We start from the raw sequence: 13,854 nt of genomic DNA on the forward strand, positions 1-13,854 counted from the left end.
CCCTGCCCGGCGGCGGAGTCAGCGGCGCACGCCCAGGTCGCTGGGCAGCGAAGCCAGCCAGGCCGCCACGTTGCTGATGTCCTGGTCGGACAGCTGGGTGGCGAAGGCGCCCATGATGGGGTTCTTGCGCACGTTGGCGGTGGCGGGGCTGCCCGAGGCGCCGCGCTTGTAGGCCTTGAGCGCGTGGGCGATGTAGTCGGCGTGCTGGCCCGCCAGCGTGGGGTAGGACGGATCGACGGCGGTCTTGGCGTCGGCGCCGTGGCACGAGGCGCAATTGAACTTGTCGAACACCGCTTTGCCGGCGGCCAGGTCCTGGGCCTGCGCGGCGGCGCCGCACGCGGCCAGCACGAGGCCTGCAACGGCAGACAGAATGCGTTTCATGTAGGCCCCCTTGTTATTTGAGATTCGAGTAGTACGCGGCCAGGTCGGCGATGTCCTGGTCGCTCAGGCTGCCGGCAATGGCGTCCATCGTGGGATGGCTGCGCGCGCCTTTCTTGTACTCGTTGAGGGCGGTTTCGATGTATTTGGCGTTCTGCCCGGCGATCTTGGGCACGTGGTAGAGCTCGGGGAACGTCGCCTTGTAGCCCTCGATGCCATGGCAGCCGATGCACATCGACACCTTGTCCCGGGCGTTTTTGATGTTACCGGCCGGCGCTGCATCCGCAGCGTTTGCCTGGCCGGCGATCGCACAGGATGCGATCGCGGTCAGTGCGCCGGCCATGCACTTCAGTGAGGTTCGCAACTTCATTGACTGACTCTTCCTGTTAGGGCTAAGGACAGGGCAAACACGTTGCGGGTCGAACCCGGCTGCAAAACCGCCTGATTGTACGATAATTGACCAGGATTCAAACCCCACGATGGCATTGCGCCGCGTCAACCACGACCAGTACAGCCCACCATGCCCGCAGCCTCGCACGCCTCTTTCGCCCCGTCCGCCCGCTTCGAAGGAACCGACACCTACGTCGCCACCGACGACCTCAAACTCGCCGTCAACGCCGCCCTCACACTGCAGCGCCCGCTGCTCATCAAGGGCGAGCCCGGCACCGGCAAGACCATGCTGGCGGAAGAAGTGGCCCGCGCGCTGGGCCGGCCGCTGCTGCAATGGCACATCAAGTCCACCACCAAGGCGCACCAGGGCCTGTACGAATACGACGCGGTCTCGCGCCTGCGCGACTCGCAGCTCGGCGACGAGAAAGTGCGCGACATCCGCAACTACATCGTGCAAGGCACGCTGTGGCAGGCCTTCGAGTCCGACGAGCCCGTCGTGCTGCTCATCGACGAAATCGACAAGGCCGACATCGAATTCCCCAACGACCTGCTGCGCGAGCTGGACCGCATGGAGTTCCATGTCTACGAAACGCGCCAGACCATTGCCGCGCGCCACCGCCCGCTGGTCATCATCACGTCCAACAACGAGAAAGACCTGCCCGACGCGTTCCTGCGCCGCTGCTTCTTCCACTACATCCGCTTCCCCGACCGCGAAACCATGCGCGACATCGTCAACGTGCATTTTCCCGACCTGAAGCAGGAGGTGCTGCGCGCGGCGCTGGACACGTTCTTTGCGCTGCGCGACACCCCCGGCCTGAAGAAGAAGCCCTCCACCTCCGAGCTGCTCGACTGGCTGCGCCTGCTGCTGGCCGAAGACATCCCGGCCGCGCAGATCGACGCCCACAACGCCACCGCGGTGCCGCTCATGGCCGGCGCGCTGCTCAAGAACGAGCAGGACGTGCACCTGCTCGAGCGCCTGGCCGCCATGACGCGCGGCAGCGCGCGCCGCTGAACGCTTCCGCCCGCCGCCCATGCTCATCGACTTCTTCTACCACCTGCGCGCGCACAAGCTGCCGGTCTCGATCAAGGAATACCTGACCCTGGTCGAGGCCCTGCGCCAGGACCTGATGGCGCCCACGCTGGACGATTTCTACTTCCTCGCGCGCGCCACGCTGGTCAAGGACGAGTCCCTGTACGACCGCTACGACCAGGCATTCGGGGCCTACTGCAAGGGCATCGAGGCGGCGCTGCCGGCCGGCAAGGAAATCCCCGTCGACTGGCTCGTCAAGCAGTTCGAGAAAAGCCTGAGCCCCGAAGAAAAAGCCGCCATCGAGAAACACGGCTGGGACAAGCTCATGGAGCTCTTCAAGCAGCGCCTGGAAGAGCAGAAAGAACGCCATGCCGGCGGCAGCAAATGGATAGGCACGGGCGGCACCTCGCCCTTCGGCAATGGCGGCTACCACCCCGAAGGCATGCGCGTGGGCGGCGCCTCGGCCGGCAACCGCACGGCGGTCAAGGTCTGGGACATGCGGCAGTTCCGCGACTACGACGACCAGGTCGAGCTGGGCACCCGGAATTTCAAGGTGGCGCTGCGGCGCCTGCGCCGCTTCGCGCGCGAAGGCGCGGAGCTCGAACTCGACCTGGACGACACCATCGCCAGCACCGCGCGCAATGCGGGCCACCTGGACCTGCGCATGGTGCCGGAACGCCACAATACCGTGAAGGTGCTCATGCTGCTGGACGTGGGCGGCAGCATGGACGACCACATCGCGCGGGTCGAGGAGCTGTTCTCGGCCGCGCGCAGCGAATTCCGCAACCTGGAAGTCTATTACTTCCACAACTGCCCTTACGAAACGCTGTGGCAGAGCAACCGCCGCCGCCAGAGCGAACGCTTCGACACCTGGGACGTGCTGCGCAAGTACAACCCCGACTGGCGCCTCATCATCGTGGGCGACGCCACCATGAGCCCCTACGAGATCCTGCAACCGGGCGGCTCGGTGGAGCACTACAACAAGGAAGCGGGCGCGGTCTGGATGCGGCGCCTGCTCGACGCCTGGCCCAAGTCGGTGTGGCTCAATCCCGAGCCCACGGCCTCGTGGCAGTACCGGCAGTCCATTGCGCTGATGCGCGACATCATGCAAGACCGCATGTACCCCGTCACCGTCTCCGGCCTGGAACAGGCCATGCGCATGCTGTCGAAATAGCCGCCGCTCAGCCGTCCACCGGGTGCTCGGGCGTGTCCAGCGCCAGCCGGTAGAACACCAGGTCCAGCCAGCGCCCGAACTTGAATCCGGCCTGCTCGATGGTGCCGCAGCGCGCGAACCCCAGCCGCTCGTGCAGGCGGATGCTGCCGGCATTGGCCGCGTCGATGGCGCCGATCAGCAGATGCACCTGGCTGGCGCGGGCCCGCGCGATCAGCTCGCGCATCAGGGCCTCGCCCAGGCCCCTGCCCCGGAACCGCGCGTCCACGTACACCGAATGCTCCACCGTGTACTTGAAAGCGGGAAACGCCCTGAACGTGCCGTAGCTGGCGAATCCCATGAGATCGCCGTCCGCATTCTCGTAGCCCAGCACAGGGAACCCGCCCTGCCGCTTGGCCTCGAACCAGCCCCGCATGGCTTCGGGCGGGCGCGGCGTGTAGTCGTACAGCGCGGTGGTGTGGACGATGGCGTCGTTGAGAATGGCCAGGATCTGCCCGGCGTGGCGCTCGGGCGTGCAATCGACCAGAATGGCGCCCGGAGGCGTGGAAGTGGCGGCGGCGTTCATGGCGGCATTGTATCGGCGGCCGGCCGCCGCCAGAAGCGGAGGGTTCAGCGCGCGGCGTCGAAGGCGGCCCGCAGCCGCTCTGCCTGCGCGCGCGCCTCGTCCGCGCTTTGCAGATTGGCGAACCCCAGCAGCAGCCCGCCGGCCGCGGATTTGCGGATGCGCCAGTCGCTCAGCGCCTGCACGGCCAAGCCCCGGGCGCGTGCTTCGGCCGCGATCGCCCGGTCGCTGCGCCGCCCGGCCAGATGGGCCAGCACGTGAATGCCCCCGGCCTGGGGCTGGACGTGCAGGCGCCCGCCGAAAACCGCGTCCAGCGCATCGACCAGGAAGCCGCGGCGCACCGCGTACAAGGCGCGCATCCGGCGCAGATGCCGGGCGAAGTGCCCCTGGTCCATGAAATCGGCCACCGCGGCCTGCAGCGGCACGGCTCCCGGCCCGGGCAACCGCTGCGCGGCCTCCTGGAGCCGCGCGGCCTGCGCCTGCGGCGCCACCAGGTACGCCAGGCGCAGCCCCGGAAACAGCGCTTTGCTGAACGTGCCCGCATAAAGCACCCGCCCCTGGGCGTCCAGGCTCTTGAGCGCGGGCAGCGGCCGGCCGTGGTAGCGGAATTCGCTGTCGTAATCGTCCTCCACGATCCATGCCGCGCTCCGGCCGGCCCATTCGAGCAGCTCGAGCCGGCGGGGCAGGCTGAGCGCCATGCCCAACGGACTCTGGTGCGTGGGCGTGACGACGGCGAACCGCGCCCGCGCGGCGCGGCGGATGCCCTGGCCCACGTCCAGCCCCTCTTCGTCCACCGCCACCGGCGCCAGGCGCATGCCCTCGTCTTCCAGCAGCCGCCTCGCGTATGGATAGCCCGGGTCTTCGTACCAGCCCTCGTCGCCCGGCTCGAGCAGCGCGCGGCACGCCAGCTGCAGCGCGCCCCGGTAGCCGTTGGTGACGAAAACCTGCGCGGGCGTGCAGGCGATGCCGCGCGAGATGCCCAGATAGGCGGCGATGGAACGCCGCAGGGGCTCGTAGCCCGCCGGATCGGGATGGACCATTGCGGCCATGCCCAGGGAGCGCAGCGTCCGGCCGGCCAGGCGGACCCAGGTCTTGCGGGGAAAGGCGTCCAGCGCGGGCAGCCCGAGCTGGAACGGGCGCGGCGCCGGGACGGCGGCCATTCCGGTCGGCGNAAGGCCAGCGCCGCCAGGCCGACTCCCGCGCACAGCGCGCATGCTCCCGGTTGGCCCGTCATGGCGTGCACCGCCGCGGCGGCGCTGCGTCCGGGCGGCCCCGAAGTCCGCGAGCCCTGAGGCGCGGGGCGCCTCAGCGTTCCGCGCGCTGGCGGATGAGATCGATGTAGGTGTCGCTGTCCAGCGGCTTGCCCAGGCGCTGGGCTTCCCATACCACCTGTCCCAGGCACTCCATGATTTCGTGGGCGGCCTGGTGCGCGTCCGTGCGCGAGACGAGCTTCTGGTAGGCCCGGCGGATGCCGGGAGGATGGTCGATGGAGAGCTGCTCCGCGATAGCGAGGTGCATGGACAGGTGCAGGAAGGGATTGGTGCGTCCCTTTTCGACCGAGTATTCCTCGCTCATGGCCTGGGGATTCTCCAGGTCGCCGTGATATTCCGGATGCTCGATGATCCAATCCAGCGCCATGGCTTCGAGCGGACTCAGCACCTCGGCCGAGCGGTGCTTGCGCCAGGTTTCGATAAAGAATTCGCGGACTTGGTCGCGGGAGGGATTGAACATCGGGGGAGGGGAAAAGCGGACTGGAAGAATCCTATTTTAACGCCCGGACGCCGGCCGCCCGGCTGCGGCGGCAATTGTTGCAATCAGGGCAACACCATGATCCCGCGCCCGCCTCTACCGGCCCGATTCCCCGAAGCCTACGATTTGTCCGTTGCCTGGACTTACGCAACCACGCTTGGCTCCCGTTTTCCGGCCCGGCTTCCGGATCCGCTTCCGGATCCGTGAAGCGGGCGGCTACCCACCATCGAGGGAATCATCATGACCCAACGTCTCAACGCTTTCGCGCAATCGCCCGAGCTGTTCAAGAAGTTCATCGAATTCGGCCTGCTGGTCAGGTCGGGCGCGATCGAGGAGTCCATCCTGGCCCTCGTGGAGATCCGCGCCTCGCAGATGAACGGCTGCGCCTTCTGCCTGGACATGCACGTCAAGCAGGCCAAGATCCACGGCGAGCGCGAGCTGCGCCTGCACCACGTGGCCATCTGGCGCGAATCCCCCCTGTTCTCGCCGCGGGAGCGCGCCGCGCTGGAATGGACCGAAGCGCTGACGAAACTGCCCGAGCAGGGCGTGCCGGACGAGATCTACGAGCGCGTGCGCGCGCAGCTGTCGGAAAAGGAAATCTCCGACCTGAGCTTCGCCATCATGGCCATCAACGGATGGAACCGCCTCAACGTGGGCTTGCGTACCGTTCCAGGCTCGGTCGACAAGGCCTACGGCCTGGACAAGGCCAAGCTGGACTGAGGACAGGCCATGAAAATCCCGGCTGCAGGCGGAACCTCGGCATCTCCGGACAGACCGGCATGGGCCGATTGCAGCCGCCCCGCTCAGCCTCCCGGACAAAAACCGCGGAGACGACTTCCGGCCGCTTTACACCGCCCGCGTCGCGGTGCGGGGCGGCGAGGCCGCGCACGGGCGCGCGTCGGGCCGCGCGCGTTCCGACGACGGCGCCTTGCAGCGGGATCTGCGCCTGCCCAGGGAGCTCGGCGGGCCCGGTGGCGGAACCAATCCCGAGCAACTGTTTGCCGCGGGCTATGCCGCCTGCTTCCATGGCGCGCTGGCGCTGCTGGCCGCCCGGGCGGGCCTGTGCATTGCCGAAGCCGAGGTGCGGGCCCGCGTTACCTTCGGGCGCGATCCGGTCGACGGGCTTTACGCGCTGGCCGCGCATATCGACATCCACCTGCCGGGGTTGGACCGGGCCGTGGCCGAAGCGCTGGTGCGCAATGCCGAGCGCCACTGCCCGTATGCCAAGATGGCGCGGCAGGGAATCGAAAGCGTGGTGGCGCCGACGCAGCAGGTTCGCCGGCTCATGTCTGCCCCGGCAGCAGGCTGTCCAGGATCTGCAGGTCCTGCGCGCGGATGCGCTCGGTCATGTAGTCGATGAAGACGCGGATCCGGCCGGGCAGGTGCTGGCGGCTGAGATAGCAGAGGTAGTGGCCCCGATCGTCCGGCGCGTATTGCGGCAGGCATGCCACGAGAGCGCCGGCGCGCAGGTGCTCGCAAACCTGGTAGCCGGCCATCTGGGCGATGCCCCGGCCGTCGAGCACGGCCTGCAGCACGAGGTCGGCGTCGTTGAAGGCCAGCGTGGCGGCAGGCGCGAACTTGCGCATGCGGCCGCCCACCTTGAATTCCCATTCGTACACCCGCCCCGAGGCCAGCCGGAAGTTGATGCAGCGGTGGCCGGCGAGCTCGTCGAGGGCGCGGGGCAGGGGGTGGCGGGCCGCATACGCGGGCGATGCGCACAACAGCATCTGCATCGGGATCAGGCGCTTGGCAATGACCTGGCTGTCTTCCATGCGGCCATTGCGGAACGAGACGTCGACCCGGTCCGTGGTGAAGTCGGTGGGGCCGTCGTCCAGCAGCAGGTCGATGGCGATGTCCGGGTGGACTTCCTGGAAACCCTGCAGCAACGGGGCGATGACCTTGCGCCCGAAGCCCACGGTGGCGCACACGCGCAAGTGGCCGGCGGGCGGGCCTGCGCGCAGTTCGCGCATGGTCTCCAGGGCCTGGACGATGCCTTCCACGCCGGGACGGCAGCTTTCGTAGAAGCGCTCGCCTTCGGGAGTGAGCGAGGTGCTGCGCGTGGTCCGCACGAAGAGCCGCACGCCGAGCTGGTCTTCCAGTTTCTGCACGCTACGGCTGACCGCCGAGCGGCCGATGTCCAGGCGGTCGCCGGCCCTGGCGAAGTTGCCTTCCGCCGCGACCGCCATGAAGGCCACCACGCCGGCATAGCTGGTGACGAAGCTGTGCGCCAGCGGGTCGGCGCCGCCGTGCGGAGAAGCGTTGCGGGCCGTCGCGGCGCTGGGTGAGGTTTTCTTTTCCATGCCCCGTAAGACGGCCGCCGGGGGCGTTTTGTGACGTCCGGCTCGAAAAAAAGGCGGATCAGGAAGGCGCCGAATCGAAGGCCGCGGCCACGCGGGCCAGTTTGTCCGGATTGCGCTGGACCAGCACCCGGACGATGCGGCTTCCGTCGGTTTCATAGGACTGCACCGATTCCAGGGCGCCCTCGATGAAGCGCAGCAGCGCCCACTGGCCGTTCACCTGGGCCACTTCCACGCGCAGCGCGTCGCCGTAGCGGCGCTTGCCGGCGTAGAACAGATGGGCCAGCCGTCGGCCTCCCGCCAGGCTTGCGAAACTCGGCACCTTGCCGCCGCCGTCGCCGATGAGCTCGGCGTCGTCGGCCAGCAGCGCTTGCAGCCCATGGAGGTCGCCGCGCCGCATGGCGTCGGCAAAGTCCCGCATCAGGCGGTGGTGGGTTGCGCGGGGCACCGCCAGGCGGCGCGGGCCCTGGCGCAGTTGCCGTTTCGCCCGGCTCACGAGCTGGCGGCATGCCGTTTCGGTCTTGCCGAGCGTGCGCGCCACTTCGGCGTATTCGGCATCGAACACCTCGCGCATCAGGAAGGCGGCGCGGGCCTCGGGCGACAGGCGCTCCAGCAGGTACAGGAAGGCCACGGAAACGTCGTCGGCGCGTTCGTGGGCTTCTTCCGGCGTGGCCTGGGGCGCGGTCAGCACGGGCTCCGGCAGCCAGACGCCCACGTAGCGGGCCCGCTCGGCCTTCAGGCTGCGCAGGCGGTCGATGGCCAGCCGCGTCGTGACCGTGACCAGCCACGCCTCGGGATTGTCCAGCGCCTGCGTGTCGGCCTCGTGCCAGCGCAGCCAGGCGTCCTGCACCACGTCTTCCGCTTCTTCCACCGAACCCAGCATGCGATAGGCGATGGCGTGCAGCCGGGGGCGGACGCTGTCGAACAGGCGGGGGGAGCCGGTCATGGTAAAGCCAGGGCCAGGGCGGGAGCGGGTGGAGGAAGCTCCCCATTGTGCTATCGGCCCGGGAAATCGGCAAGGCGGGGAGAACCGGCCCAGGGCGGTGAAGGCGATTCTCGCTGCGGGACGTGCAATGCGATATAGAATGGTCGAGCTATCCGCCAGCCGGTGCGCGTTCCGCGGACGGGTCCACCCGCGGCGGCCGCGCCGTCCGATGCGGCGCACGCGCGGAAAAAATCACCTGGAGCAAATGGAGCATACATGTCCTACCAACACATCAAGGTGCCCGCTGGGGGCCAGAAGATTACGGTCAACGCCGATTTCTCGCTGAATGTGCCGGATCAGCCCATCGTCCCCTACATCGAGGGCGATGGAACCGGCGCCGACATCACCCCCGTGATGATCAAGGTGGTGGATGCTGCGGTGCAGAAAGCCTACGGCGGCAAGCGCAAGATCCACTGGATGGAGGTCTACGCCGGCGAGAAGGCCACCAAGGTCTACGGCCCCGACGTCTGGCTGCCCGACGAGACGCTCGATGTGGTGAAGGACTATGTCGTGTCCATCAAGGGACCGCTCACCACGCCCGTGGGCGGCGGCATCCGCTCGCTCAACGTGGCGCTGCGCCAGCAGCTCGACCTGTACGTCTGCCTGCGCCCGGTGCGTTATTTCAAGGGCGTGCCCTCGCCGGTGCGCGAGCCCGAGAAGACCGACATGGTCATCTTCCGCGAGAACTCCGAAGACATCTACGCCGGCATCGAATACATGGCCGAGAGCGAGCAGGCCAAGGAACTCATCCAGTTCCTGCAGACCCGGCTCGGCGTGAAGAAAATCCGTTTCCCGAACACCTCGTCCATCGGCATCAAGCCGGTGTCGCGCGAAGGCACCGAGCGCCTGGTGCGCAAGGCCCTGCAGTACGCCATCGACAACGACCGCTCTTCGGTCACGCTGGTGCACAAGGGCAACATCATGAAGTTCACCGAGGGCGGCTTCCGCGACTGGGGCTACGCCCTGGCGCAGAAGGAATTCGGCGCGCAGCTCATCGACGGCGGCCCGTGGTGCAAGTTCAAGAATCCCAAGACGGGCCGCGAGATCACCGTCAAGGATTCGATCGCCGACGCCTTCCTGCAGCAGATCCTGCTGCGCCCGGCCGAGTACGACGTCATCGCCACGCTGAACCTGAACGGCGACTACATCTCCGACGCGCTGGCGGCGCAGGTGGGCGGCATCGGCATCGCGCCGGGGGCCAACCTTTCCGACTCCGTGGCCATGTTCGAGGCCACGCACGGCACGGCGCCCAAGTACGCGGGCAAGGACTACGTCAATCCGGGTTCCGAGATTCTCTCGGCCGAGATGATGCTGCGCCACATGGGCTGGACCGAGGCGGCCGACCTCATCATCTCCAGCATGGAGAAATCCATCCTGTCCAAGAAGGTCACCTATGATTTCGCCCGCCTGCTCGAAGGCGCCACGCAAGTGTCGTGCTCGGGCTTCGGCCAGGTCATGATCGAAAACATGTAGCGGCAGCCGGCTTGCCGGCGCCCGGGCCCGCCCGTCCTGCCGACAGGCGGGCTTTTTTTCGCCGGCATTCAGCCCGCGAAACGGTAGCCCACGCCGATTTCCGTGAGCAGGTACGCGGGCTGGGCCGGATCGGCCTCCAGCTTCTGGCGCAGGTGGCCCATGTAGATGCGCAGGTAATGGTGGCTTTCCACGTGCGAAGGGCCCCATACTTCGCGCAGCAGTTCGCGGTGGGTCATGACCTTGCCGCGGTGCGCGAGCAGTGCGGCGAGCAGGCGGTATTCCAGCGACGTCAGGTGCACGTGCCTGCCGCCGCGCTCGACCACGCGCCTGGAAAAATCGACGCGCACGTCGCCGAAGCGGATCTCCGTCGCATTGCCCGCGCCGCCGCGCGCATGCCGGCGCAGCAGTACGCGCAGGCGCGCCAGCAGTTCGTTCACGCCGAACGGCTTGGTCAGGTAGTCGTCGGCGCCGGCGTCCAGGGCGGCCACCTTGTCGGCTTCCGCCGTGCGCGCCGAGAGCACCAGCACCGGCACCTCGGTCCAGCCCCGCAGCTCGCGGATCAGCGTCATGCCGTCGTCGTCGGGCAGGCCGAGATCCAGGATCACGGCGTCGGGCTGCCGCGTGCCGGCCTCGATCAGGCCGCGCCTGACGGTTTCCGCTTCGTGCACCGCACAGCCTTCGTCCTCCAGGGCCTGGCGCACGAAACGCCGGATGCCGGCGTCGTCTTCGATGAGTAGCAGGGTGGGCTGATAGTCGAACATGCGTCAGGAGATTTCGGGTTGTACCGGGGGCGGCGCGCCCAGCGGCAAGGTAAAGACGAACCGCGCGCCCCGCGGCTGGCCGGGCGCCGGTTCGACCCAGATGCGGCCGTGGTGCGCGGCCACGATGGCTTCGCAGACCGCCAGCCCCAGGCCCACGCCCGGGGTGGCGGACTCGCGTTCGCCGCGCGTGAACTTCTCGAAAATGCGGCGCTCGGCGCCCGCCGGCACGCCGGGGCCCTCGTCGCACACCGACACCCGCAGCTCGCCGTCCGCCGCCATGGCGTGAACGCGTATCGTACTGCCGGCGGGCGTGAACTTGGCGGCGTTTTCGAGCAGGTTGCAGAGCACCCGCTCGATCAGCACGCCATCGCATTCCACCAGCGGAAGGTCGGACAGTGGGGCCACGGCGATCCGGTGGCCGGACAGGGGTTCGCGCAGGTCGGCCAGCGCCGCGCCCACCAGCTCCTCGATGGACTGCCATTCTTTGCGCAGCGGCGCGGCGCGGTTCTGCAGCCTCGCCATGTCGAGCAGATTGATCACCAGCGCCTGCATGCGCTGGGCCTGTTCGCGCATGGCGCGCGCCGTCTCCTGCGCGGCGCGCGGTAGCGCGTCCGGCTGGCGCAGCAGCGTGTCGGCCAGGCCCACCAGGCTGGTGAGCGGCGTGCGCAGATCGTGCGACACCGCCGCCAGCAGCGAGTTGCGCAGTCTTTCCGATTCCATGGTCAGCAGCGCCTGCTGCGCCACTTCCACATAGTGCAGGCGTTCCAGCGCGATGGCGATCAGGGTGGCGTATGCCTCGATCTGCCGTCGGGCCCCGGCGTCGGCATAGAGGCCGCGGTGCGGCGCGGCCAGCGCCAGCACGCCGCGCGTGCGCATGGGCGCCTTCAGCGGCAGGTACAGCAGGCTCGCTGCGCGAGCGTGGCCGTGCCGGCCCCGGCCGGCTGGCCGTGGTCGTACACCCATTGCGCCAGCGCCGGCTCCAGGCCGGCCATGCCCTCGGAGGGAGAGGCCAGCGACAGGCGCTCGTCCATGCCCTGTATGTACAGCGCGCAGCGCGAGCCGAACGTGGCGTGGATGAAGGCGTTGGCCGATGCGACGATCTGCCCGGGCAGCAGGGCGGACGACAGTTCGCGCGCGAATTCGTAAAGGCTGCGCGCGTCGGCCTCGCGCTTGACCGAAGCCTGCGCCTGCAGGCGCAGGCCCGCGGTGAGCTGGCCGATGAGCAGGCCCACCGTCAGCAGCACGCCGAAGGTCAGCAGGTACTGCACGTCCGAAACGGCAAAGGAGGCCAGCGGCTGGACGAACAGGAAGTCGAACAGCCCCACGCTGACGACGGAAGCCAGCGCGGCCGGCCCGCGCCCATGGCGCAGCGCCACGCCCACCACCGCCAGCAGGAAGAGCATGACGATGTTGGTCTGGTGCAGCGCGGGGAATGCCAGCGCGGAAATGCCGGCGGCCGCAGCGCAATAGCAGAGCGCCCAGGCATAACCCGCGAGCGGATGCGTTCCGCGGGGCCGGGCGGCATCTGGCGCGGGCGGCGCGCGTCCGCGCTCGGCGGCGGGCAGGGGCGGGGCGCCCAGCCGGATCACGTCGATTTCCGGACAGCCGGCCGCCAGGCGGTCGGCAAAGCTCTGCCGCCGCCAGAGCCAGCCCGGCGCCAGCGCCGCGGACAGCAGTGCCGAAACCGACAGGCGCAGGCGCTGCAGCCCGCTCGCGCGCGTGCGGCCGATGACCGCCTTGGTGATGTTGTGGCGGCGGACGTAGCGCACCATGGCTTCCACCATATCGCCGCCGGCCAGGGTCTCGGTGCGCGCGCCCAGCGAATCCGCCAGGGCCAGGCCGCGCTCCAGGCGCTCGCGCAGCGCCTGCGGCGCGGGCGTCGCGCGCGGACGGTCTATGGTTACCACGTGCAGATCGCATTCGAGCTGCTGGCTCAGGCGGTGCGCGCTGCGGATCACGTATTCCGCGTCGGCGTCGGCGCCAATGCAGGCCACCACCGCCTCGCGCGTGCGCCATACGGGCTCGATGGCGCGGTCGCGGCGGTAAGCCTGCACGTCGTCGTCCACGTGCTCGGCGGTGCGGCGCAGCGCCAGCTCGCGCAGCGCGATCAGGTTTCCCTTGCGGAAGAAATTGCGGCCCGCGTGGCGCGCCTGCTCCGGCAGGTAGACCTTGCCCTCCTTCAGGCGGCGCAGCAGTTCGTCGGCCGGGATATCCACCAGGATGACTTCGTCCGCGCCGTCGAACACCGCATCGGGCACGGTTTCGCGCACGCGCACGCCCGTGATGCCGCCCACGGCCTCGTTCAGGCTGTCCAGGTGCTGCACGTTGAGGGTGGTCCAGACGTCGATGCCGGCGGCGAGGAGTTCTTCGATGTCCTGCCAGCGCTTGGCGTGCCGCGATCCGGGCGCGTTGGTGTGCGCCAGCTCGTCGACCAGGATCAGCGCGGGCCGCAGCGCGAGCGCGGCGTCGAGGTCGAATTCCTGCAGCACGCGGCCGCGGTGCTCGACGCGGCGCAAGGGCAGGACCGCCAGTCCTTCGAGCAAGGCCGCGGTTTCGCGGCGTCCGTGGGTTTCGACCACGCCGGCCGCCACCGGCACGCCCTGCGCGGCCTGCGCCTGCGCGGCGGCCAGCATGGCGCAGGTCTTGCCCACGCCCGCCGAGGCGCCGAAGTACACGCGCAGCCTGCCGCGCGCGGCCTGGCGGCTTTCGTCGTCCAGGGTTTTCAACAATGCGTCCGGGTCGGGACGCTCGTCGGTGCGTTCAGCCATGTGCGCGGGCGCCGGAGGGAAAGGTGGAGCTCGCCATACTATACGTCCCCTGCCGGCGCGTCCTGGCGCGCGTCACCGCGCCCGCTCCAGCCGGTCCAGCGCGAGATTGAGCGTGAGGACGTTGACCGCGGGCCGGCCGAGCACGGCGGGCCAGGGGGCCGCGGTGTGCTCGGCGATGAGCGACTGCACCTGCGCCAGCGGCAGCCCGCGTTCGCGCGCCACGCGGGCCGCTTGATAGGCGGCCGCCTCCGGGCTGATGTGCGGATCCAGCCCGCTGCCCGACGCCGTGA

Annotated in this window: 14 protein-coding genes and 1 pseudogene; 5 read left to right on the forward strand and 10 right to left on the reverse strand. The window is 69.0% G+C overall.

Annotation, left to right across the window (positions count from 1 at the left end; all coding sequences use genetic code 11):
- Positions 1-18: 18 nt before the first annotated feature.
- Both AD428_RS03320 and AD428_RS03325 read right to left on the reverse strand, forming a co-directional pair.
- Complete coding sequence (locus AD428_RS03320) at positions 19-381, reverse strand: c-type cytochrome (RefSeq protein WP_053244181.1); 363 nt, start codon at positions 379-381, stop codon at positions 19-21.
- A gap of 13 nt (positions 382-394) precedes the next feature.
- Complete coding sequence (locus AD428_RS03325; protein ID WP_053244182.1) at positions 395-748, reverse strand: c-type cytochrome; 354 nt, start codon at positions 746-748, stop codon at positions 395-397.
- A 150-nt stretch (positions 749-898) separates the two neighbouring features.
- Between AD428_RS03325 and AD428_RS03330 the strand changes: the two genes are divergently transcribed.
- The gene (locus AD428_RS03330) at positions 899-1,780 is read left to right on the forward strand and encodes an AAA family ATPase (RefSeq protein WP_053244183.1); all 882 of its coding nucleotides are present in this window, start codon (positions 899-901) and stop codon (positions 1,778-1,780) included.
- Positions 1,781-1,799: 19 nt separating this feature from the next.
- Positions 1,800-2,972 carry a vWA domain-containing protein gene (locus AD428_RS03335; RefSeq protein WP_053244184.1) on the forward strand — a complete coding sequence of 391 codons (1,173 nt, stop codon included), beginning with the start codon at positions 1,800-1,802 and terminating at the stop codon, positions 2,970-2,972.
- Positions 2,973-2,979: 7 nt separating this feature from the next.
- Here AD428_RS03335 and AD428_RS03340 read toward each other — a convergent pair whose 3' ends face one another.
- The 3 genes from AD428_RS03340 to AD428_RS03350 all read right to left on the reverse strand — a co-directional run bounded on the left by AD428_RS03340 (position 2,980) and on the right by AD428_RS03350 (position 5,262).
- The gene (locus AD428_RS03340) at positions 2,980-3,534 is read right to left on the reverse strand and encodes a GNAT family N-acetyltransferase (protein WP_053244185.1); all 555 of its coding nucleotides are present in this window, start codon (positions 3,532-3,534) and stop codon (positions 2,980-2,982) included.
- A 44-nt stretch (positions 3,535-3,578) separates the two neighbouring features.
- Positions 3,579-4,691, reverse strand: a complete 1,113-nt coding sequence (locus tag AD428_RS03345) for a PLP-dependent aminotransferase family protein (protein ID WP_053244186.1) — start codon at positions 4,689-4,691, stop codon at positions 3,579-3,581.
- Between the two features lie 145 nt (positions 4,692-4,836).
- Positions 4,837-5,262 carry a DUF1841 family protein gene (locus AD428_RS03350; RefSeq protein WP_053244187.1) on the reverse strand — a complete coding sequence of 142 codons (426 nt, stop codon included), beginning with the start codon at positions 5,260-5,262 and terminating at the stop codon, positions 4,837-4,839.
- A gap of 258 nt (positions 5,263-5,520) precedes the next feature.
- Between AD428_RS03350 and AD428_RS03355 the strand changes: the two genes are divergently transcribed.
- Positions 5,521-6,000 (forward strand): carboxymuconolactone decarboxylase family protein, encoded by a 480-nt coding sequence (locus AD428_RS03355; protein ID WP_053244188.1) that lies wholly within the window; start codon positions 5,521-5,523, stop codon positions 5,998-6,000.
- A gap of 67 nt (positions 6,001-6,067) precedes the next feature.
- Positions 6,068-6,640, forward strand: coding sequence for an Ohr family peroxiredoxin (locus AD428_RS03360; RefSeq protein WP_082308239.1), 573 nt, complete (start codon positions 6,068-6,070; stop codon positions 6,638-6,640).
- Here the strand turns inward: AD428_RS03360 and AD428_RS03365 are convergent.
- Both AD428_RS03365 and AD428_RS03370 read right to left on the reverse strand, forming a co-directional pair.
- A complete protein-coding gene (locus AD428_RS03365) occupies positions 6,564-7,580 on the reverse strand; it encodes a LysR family transcriptional regulator (protein WP_053244190.1) in 1,017 nt (338 codons plus the stop codon). The genes AD428_RS03360 and AD428_RS03365 overlap by 77 nt on opposite strands.
- A 58-nt stretch (positions 7,581-7,638) precedes the next feature.
- Positions 7,639-8,523 carry an RNA polymerase sigma-70 factor gene (locus tag AD428_RS03370; RefSeq protein WP_053244191.1) on the reverse strand — a complete coding sequence of 295 codons (885 nt, stop codon included), beginning with the start codon at positions 8,521-8,523 and terminating at the stop codon, positions 7,639-7,641.
- Positions 8,524-8,778: 255 nt separating this feature from the next.
- Between AD428_RS03370 and icd the strand changes: the two genes are divergently transcribed.
- Complete coding sequence (gene icd, locus AD428_RS03375; protein WP_053244192.1) at positions 8,779-10,035, forward strand: NADP-dependent isocitrate dehydrogenase; 1,257 nt, start codon at positions 8,779-8,781, stop codon at positions 10,033-10,035.
- A gap of 68 nt (positions 10,036-10,103) precedes the next feature.
- Here icd and kdpE read toward each other — a convergent pair whose 3' ends face one another.
- The 3 genes and pseudogenes from kdpE to AD428_RS03390 form a co-directional block, all read right to left on the reverse strand.
- A complete protein-coding gene (kdpE, locus tag AD428_RS03380) occupies positions 10,104-10,796 on the reverse strand; it encodes a two-component system response regulator KdpE (protein WP_053244193.1) in 693 nt (230 codons plus the stop codon).
- A 3-nt stretch (positions 10,797-10,799) separates the two neighbouring features.
- Positions 10,800-13,564: pseudogene (locus tag AD428_RS03385) on the reverse strand (DUF4118 domain-containing protein).
- Positions 13,565-13,636: 72 nt separating this feature from the next.
- Positions 13,637-13,854 (reverse strand): potassium-transporting ATPase subunit C (locus AD428_RS03390; RefSeq protein ID WP_152967972.1); only part of this gene is annotated, 218 nt, incomplete at its 5' end.

The organism is Achromobacter sp. DMS1 (assembly GCF_001270295.1).

What these genes read in the sequence shown, in the direction of transcription:
- AD428_RS03325 (WP_053244182.1), bottom strand. Translation starts at nt 748, where the DNA reads ATGAAGTTGCGAACCTCACTGAAGTGCATGGCCGGCGCACTGACCGCG.
- AD428_RS03335 (WP_053244184.1), top strand. Translation starts at nt 1,800, where the DNA reads ATGCTCATCGACTTCTTCTACCACCTGCGCGCGCACAAGCTGCCGGTC.
- kdpE (WP_053244193.1), bottom strand. Translation starts at nt 10,796, where the DNA reads ATGTTCGACTATCAGCCCACCCTGCTACTCATCGAAGACGACGCCGGC.
- AD428_RS03345 (WP_053244186.1), bottom strand. Translation starts at nt 4,691, where the DNA reads ATGGCCGCCGTCCCGGCGCCGCGCCCGTTCCAGCTCGGGCTGCCCGCG.
- AD428_RS03320 (WP_053244181.1), bottom strand. Translation starts at nt 381, where the DNA reads ATGAAACGCATTCTGTCTGCCGTTGCAGGCCTCGTGCTGGCCGCGTGC.
- AD428_RS03355 (WP_053244188.1), top strand. Translation starts at nt 5,521, where the DNA reads ATGACCCAACGTCTCAACGCTTTCGCGCAATCGCCCGAGCTGTTCAAG.
- AD428_RS03340 (WP_053244185.1), bottom strand. Translation starts at nt 3,534, where the DNA reads ATGAACGCCGCCGCCACTTCCACGCCTCCGGGCGCCATTCTGGTCGAT.
- icd (WP_053244192.1), top strand. Translation starts at nt 8,779, where the DNA reads ATGTCCTACCAACACATCAAGGTGCCCGCTGGGGGCCAGAAGATTACG.
- AD428_RS03370 (WP_053244191.1), bottom strand. Translation starts at nt 8,523, where the DNA reads ATGACCGGCTCCCCCCGCCTGTTCGACAGCGTCCGCCCCCGGCTGCAC.
- AD428_RS03350 (WP_053244187.1), bottom strand. Translation starts at nt 5,262, where the DNA reads ATGTTCAATCCCTCCCGCGACCAAGTCCGCGAATTCTTTATCGAAACC.
- AD428_RS03365 (WP_053244190.1), bottom strand. Translation starts at nt 7,580, where the DNA reads ATGGAAAAGAAAACCTCACCCAGCGCCGCGACGGCCCGCAACGCTTCT.
- AD428_RS03330 (WP_053244183.1), top strand. Translation starts at nt 899, where the DNA reads ATGCCCGCAGCCTCGCACGCCTCTTTCGCCCCGTCCGCCCGCTTCGAA.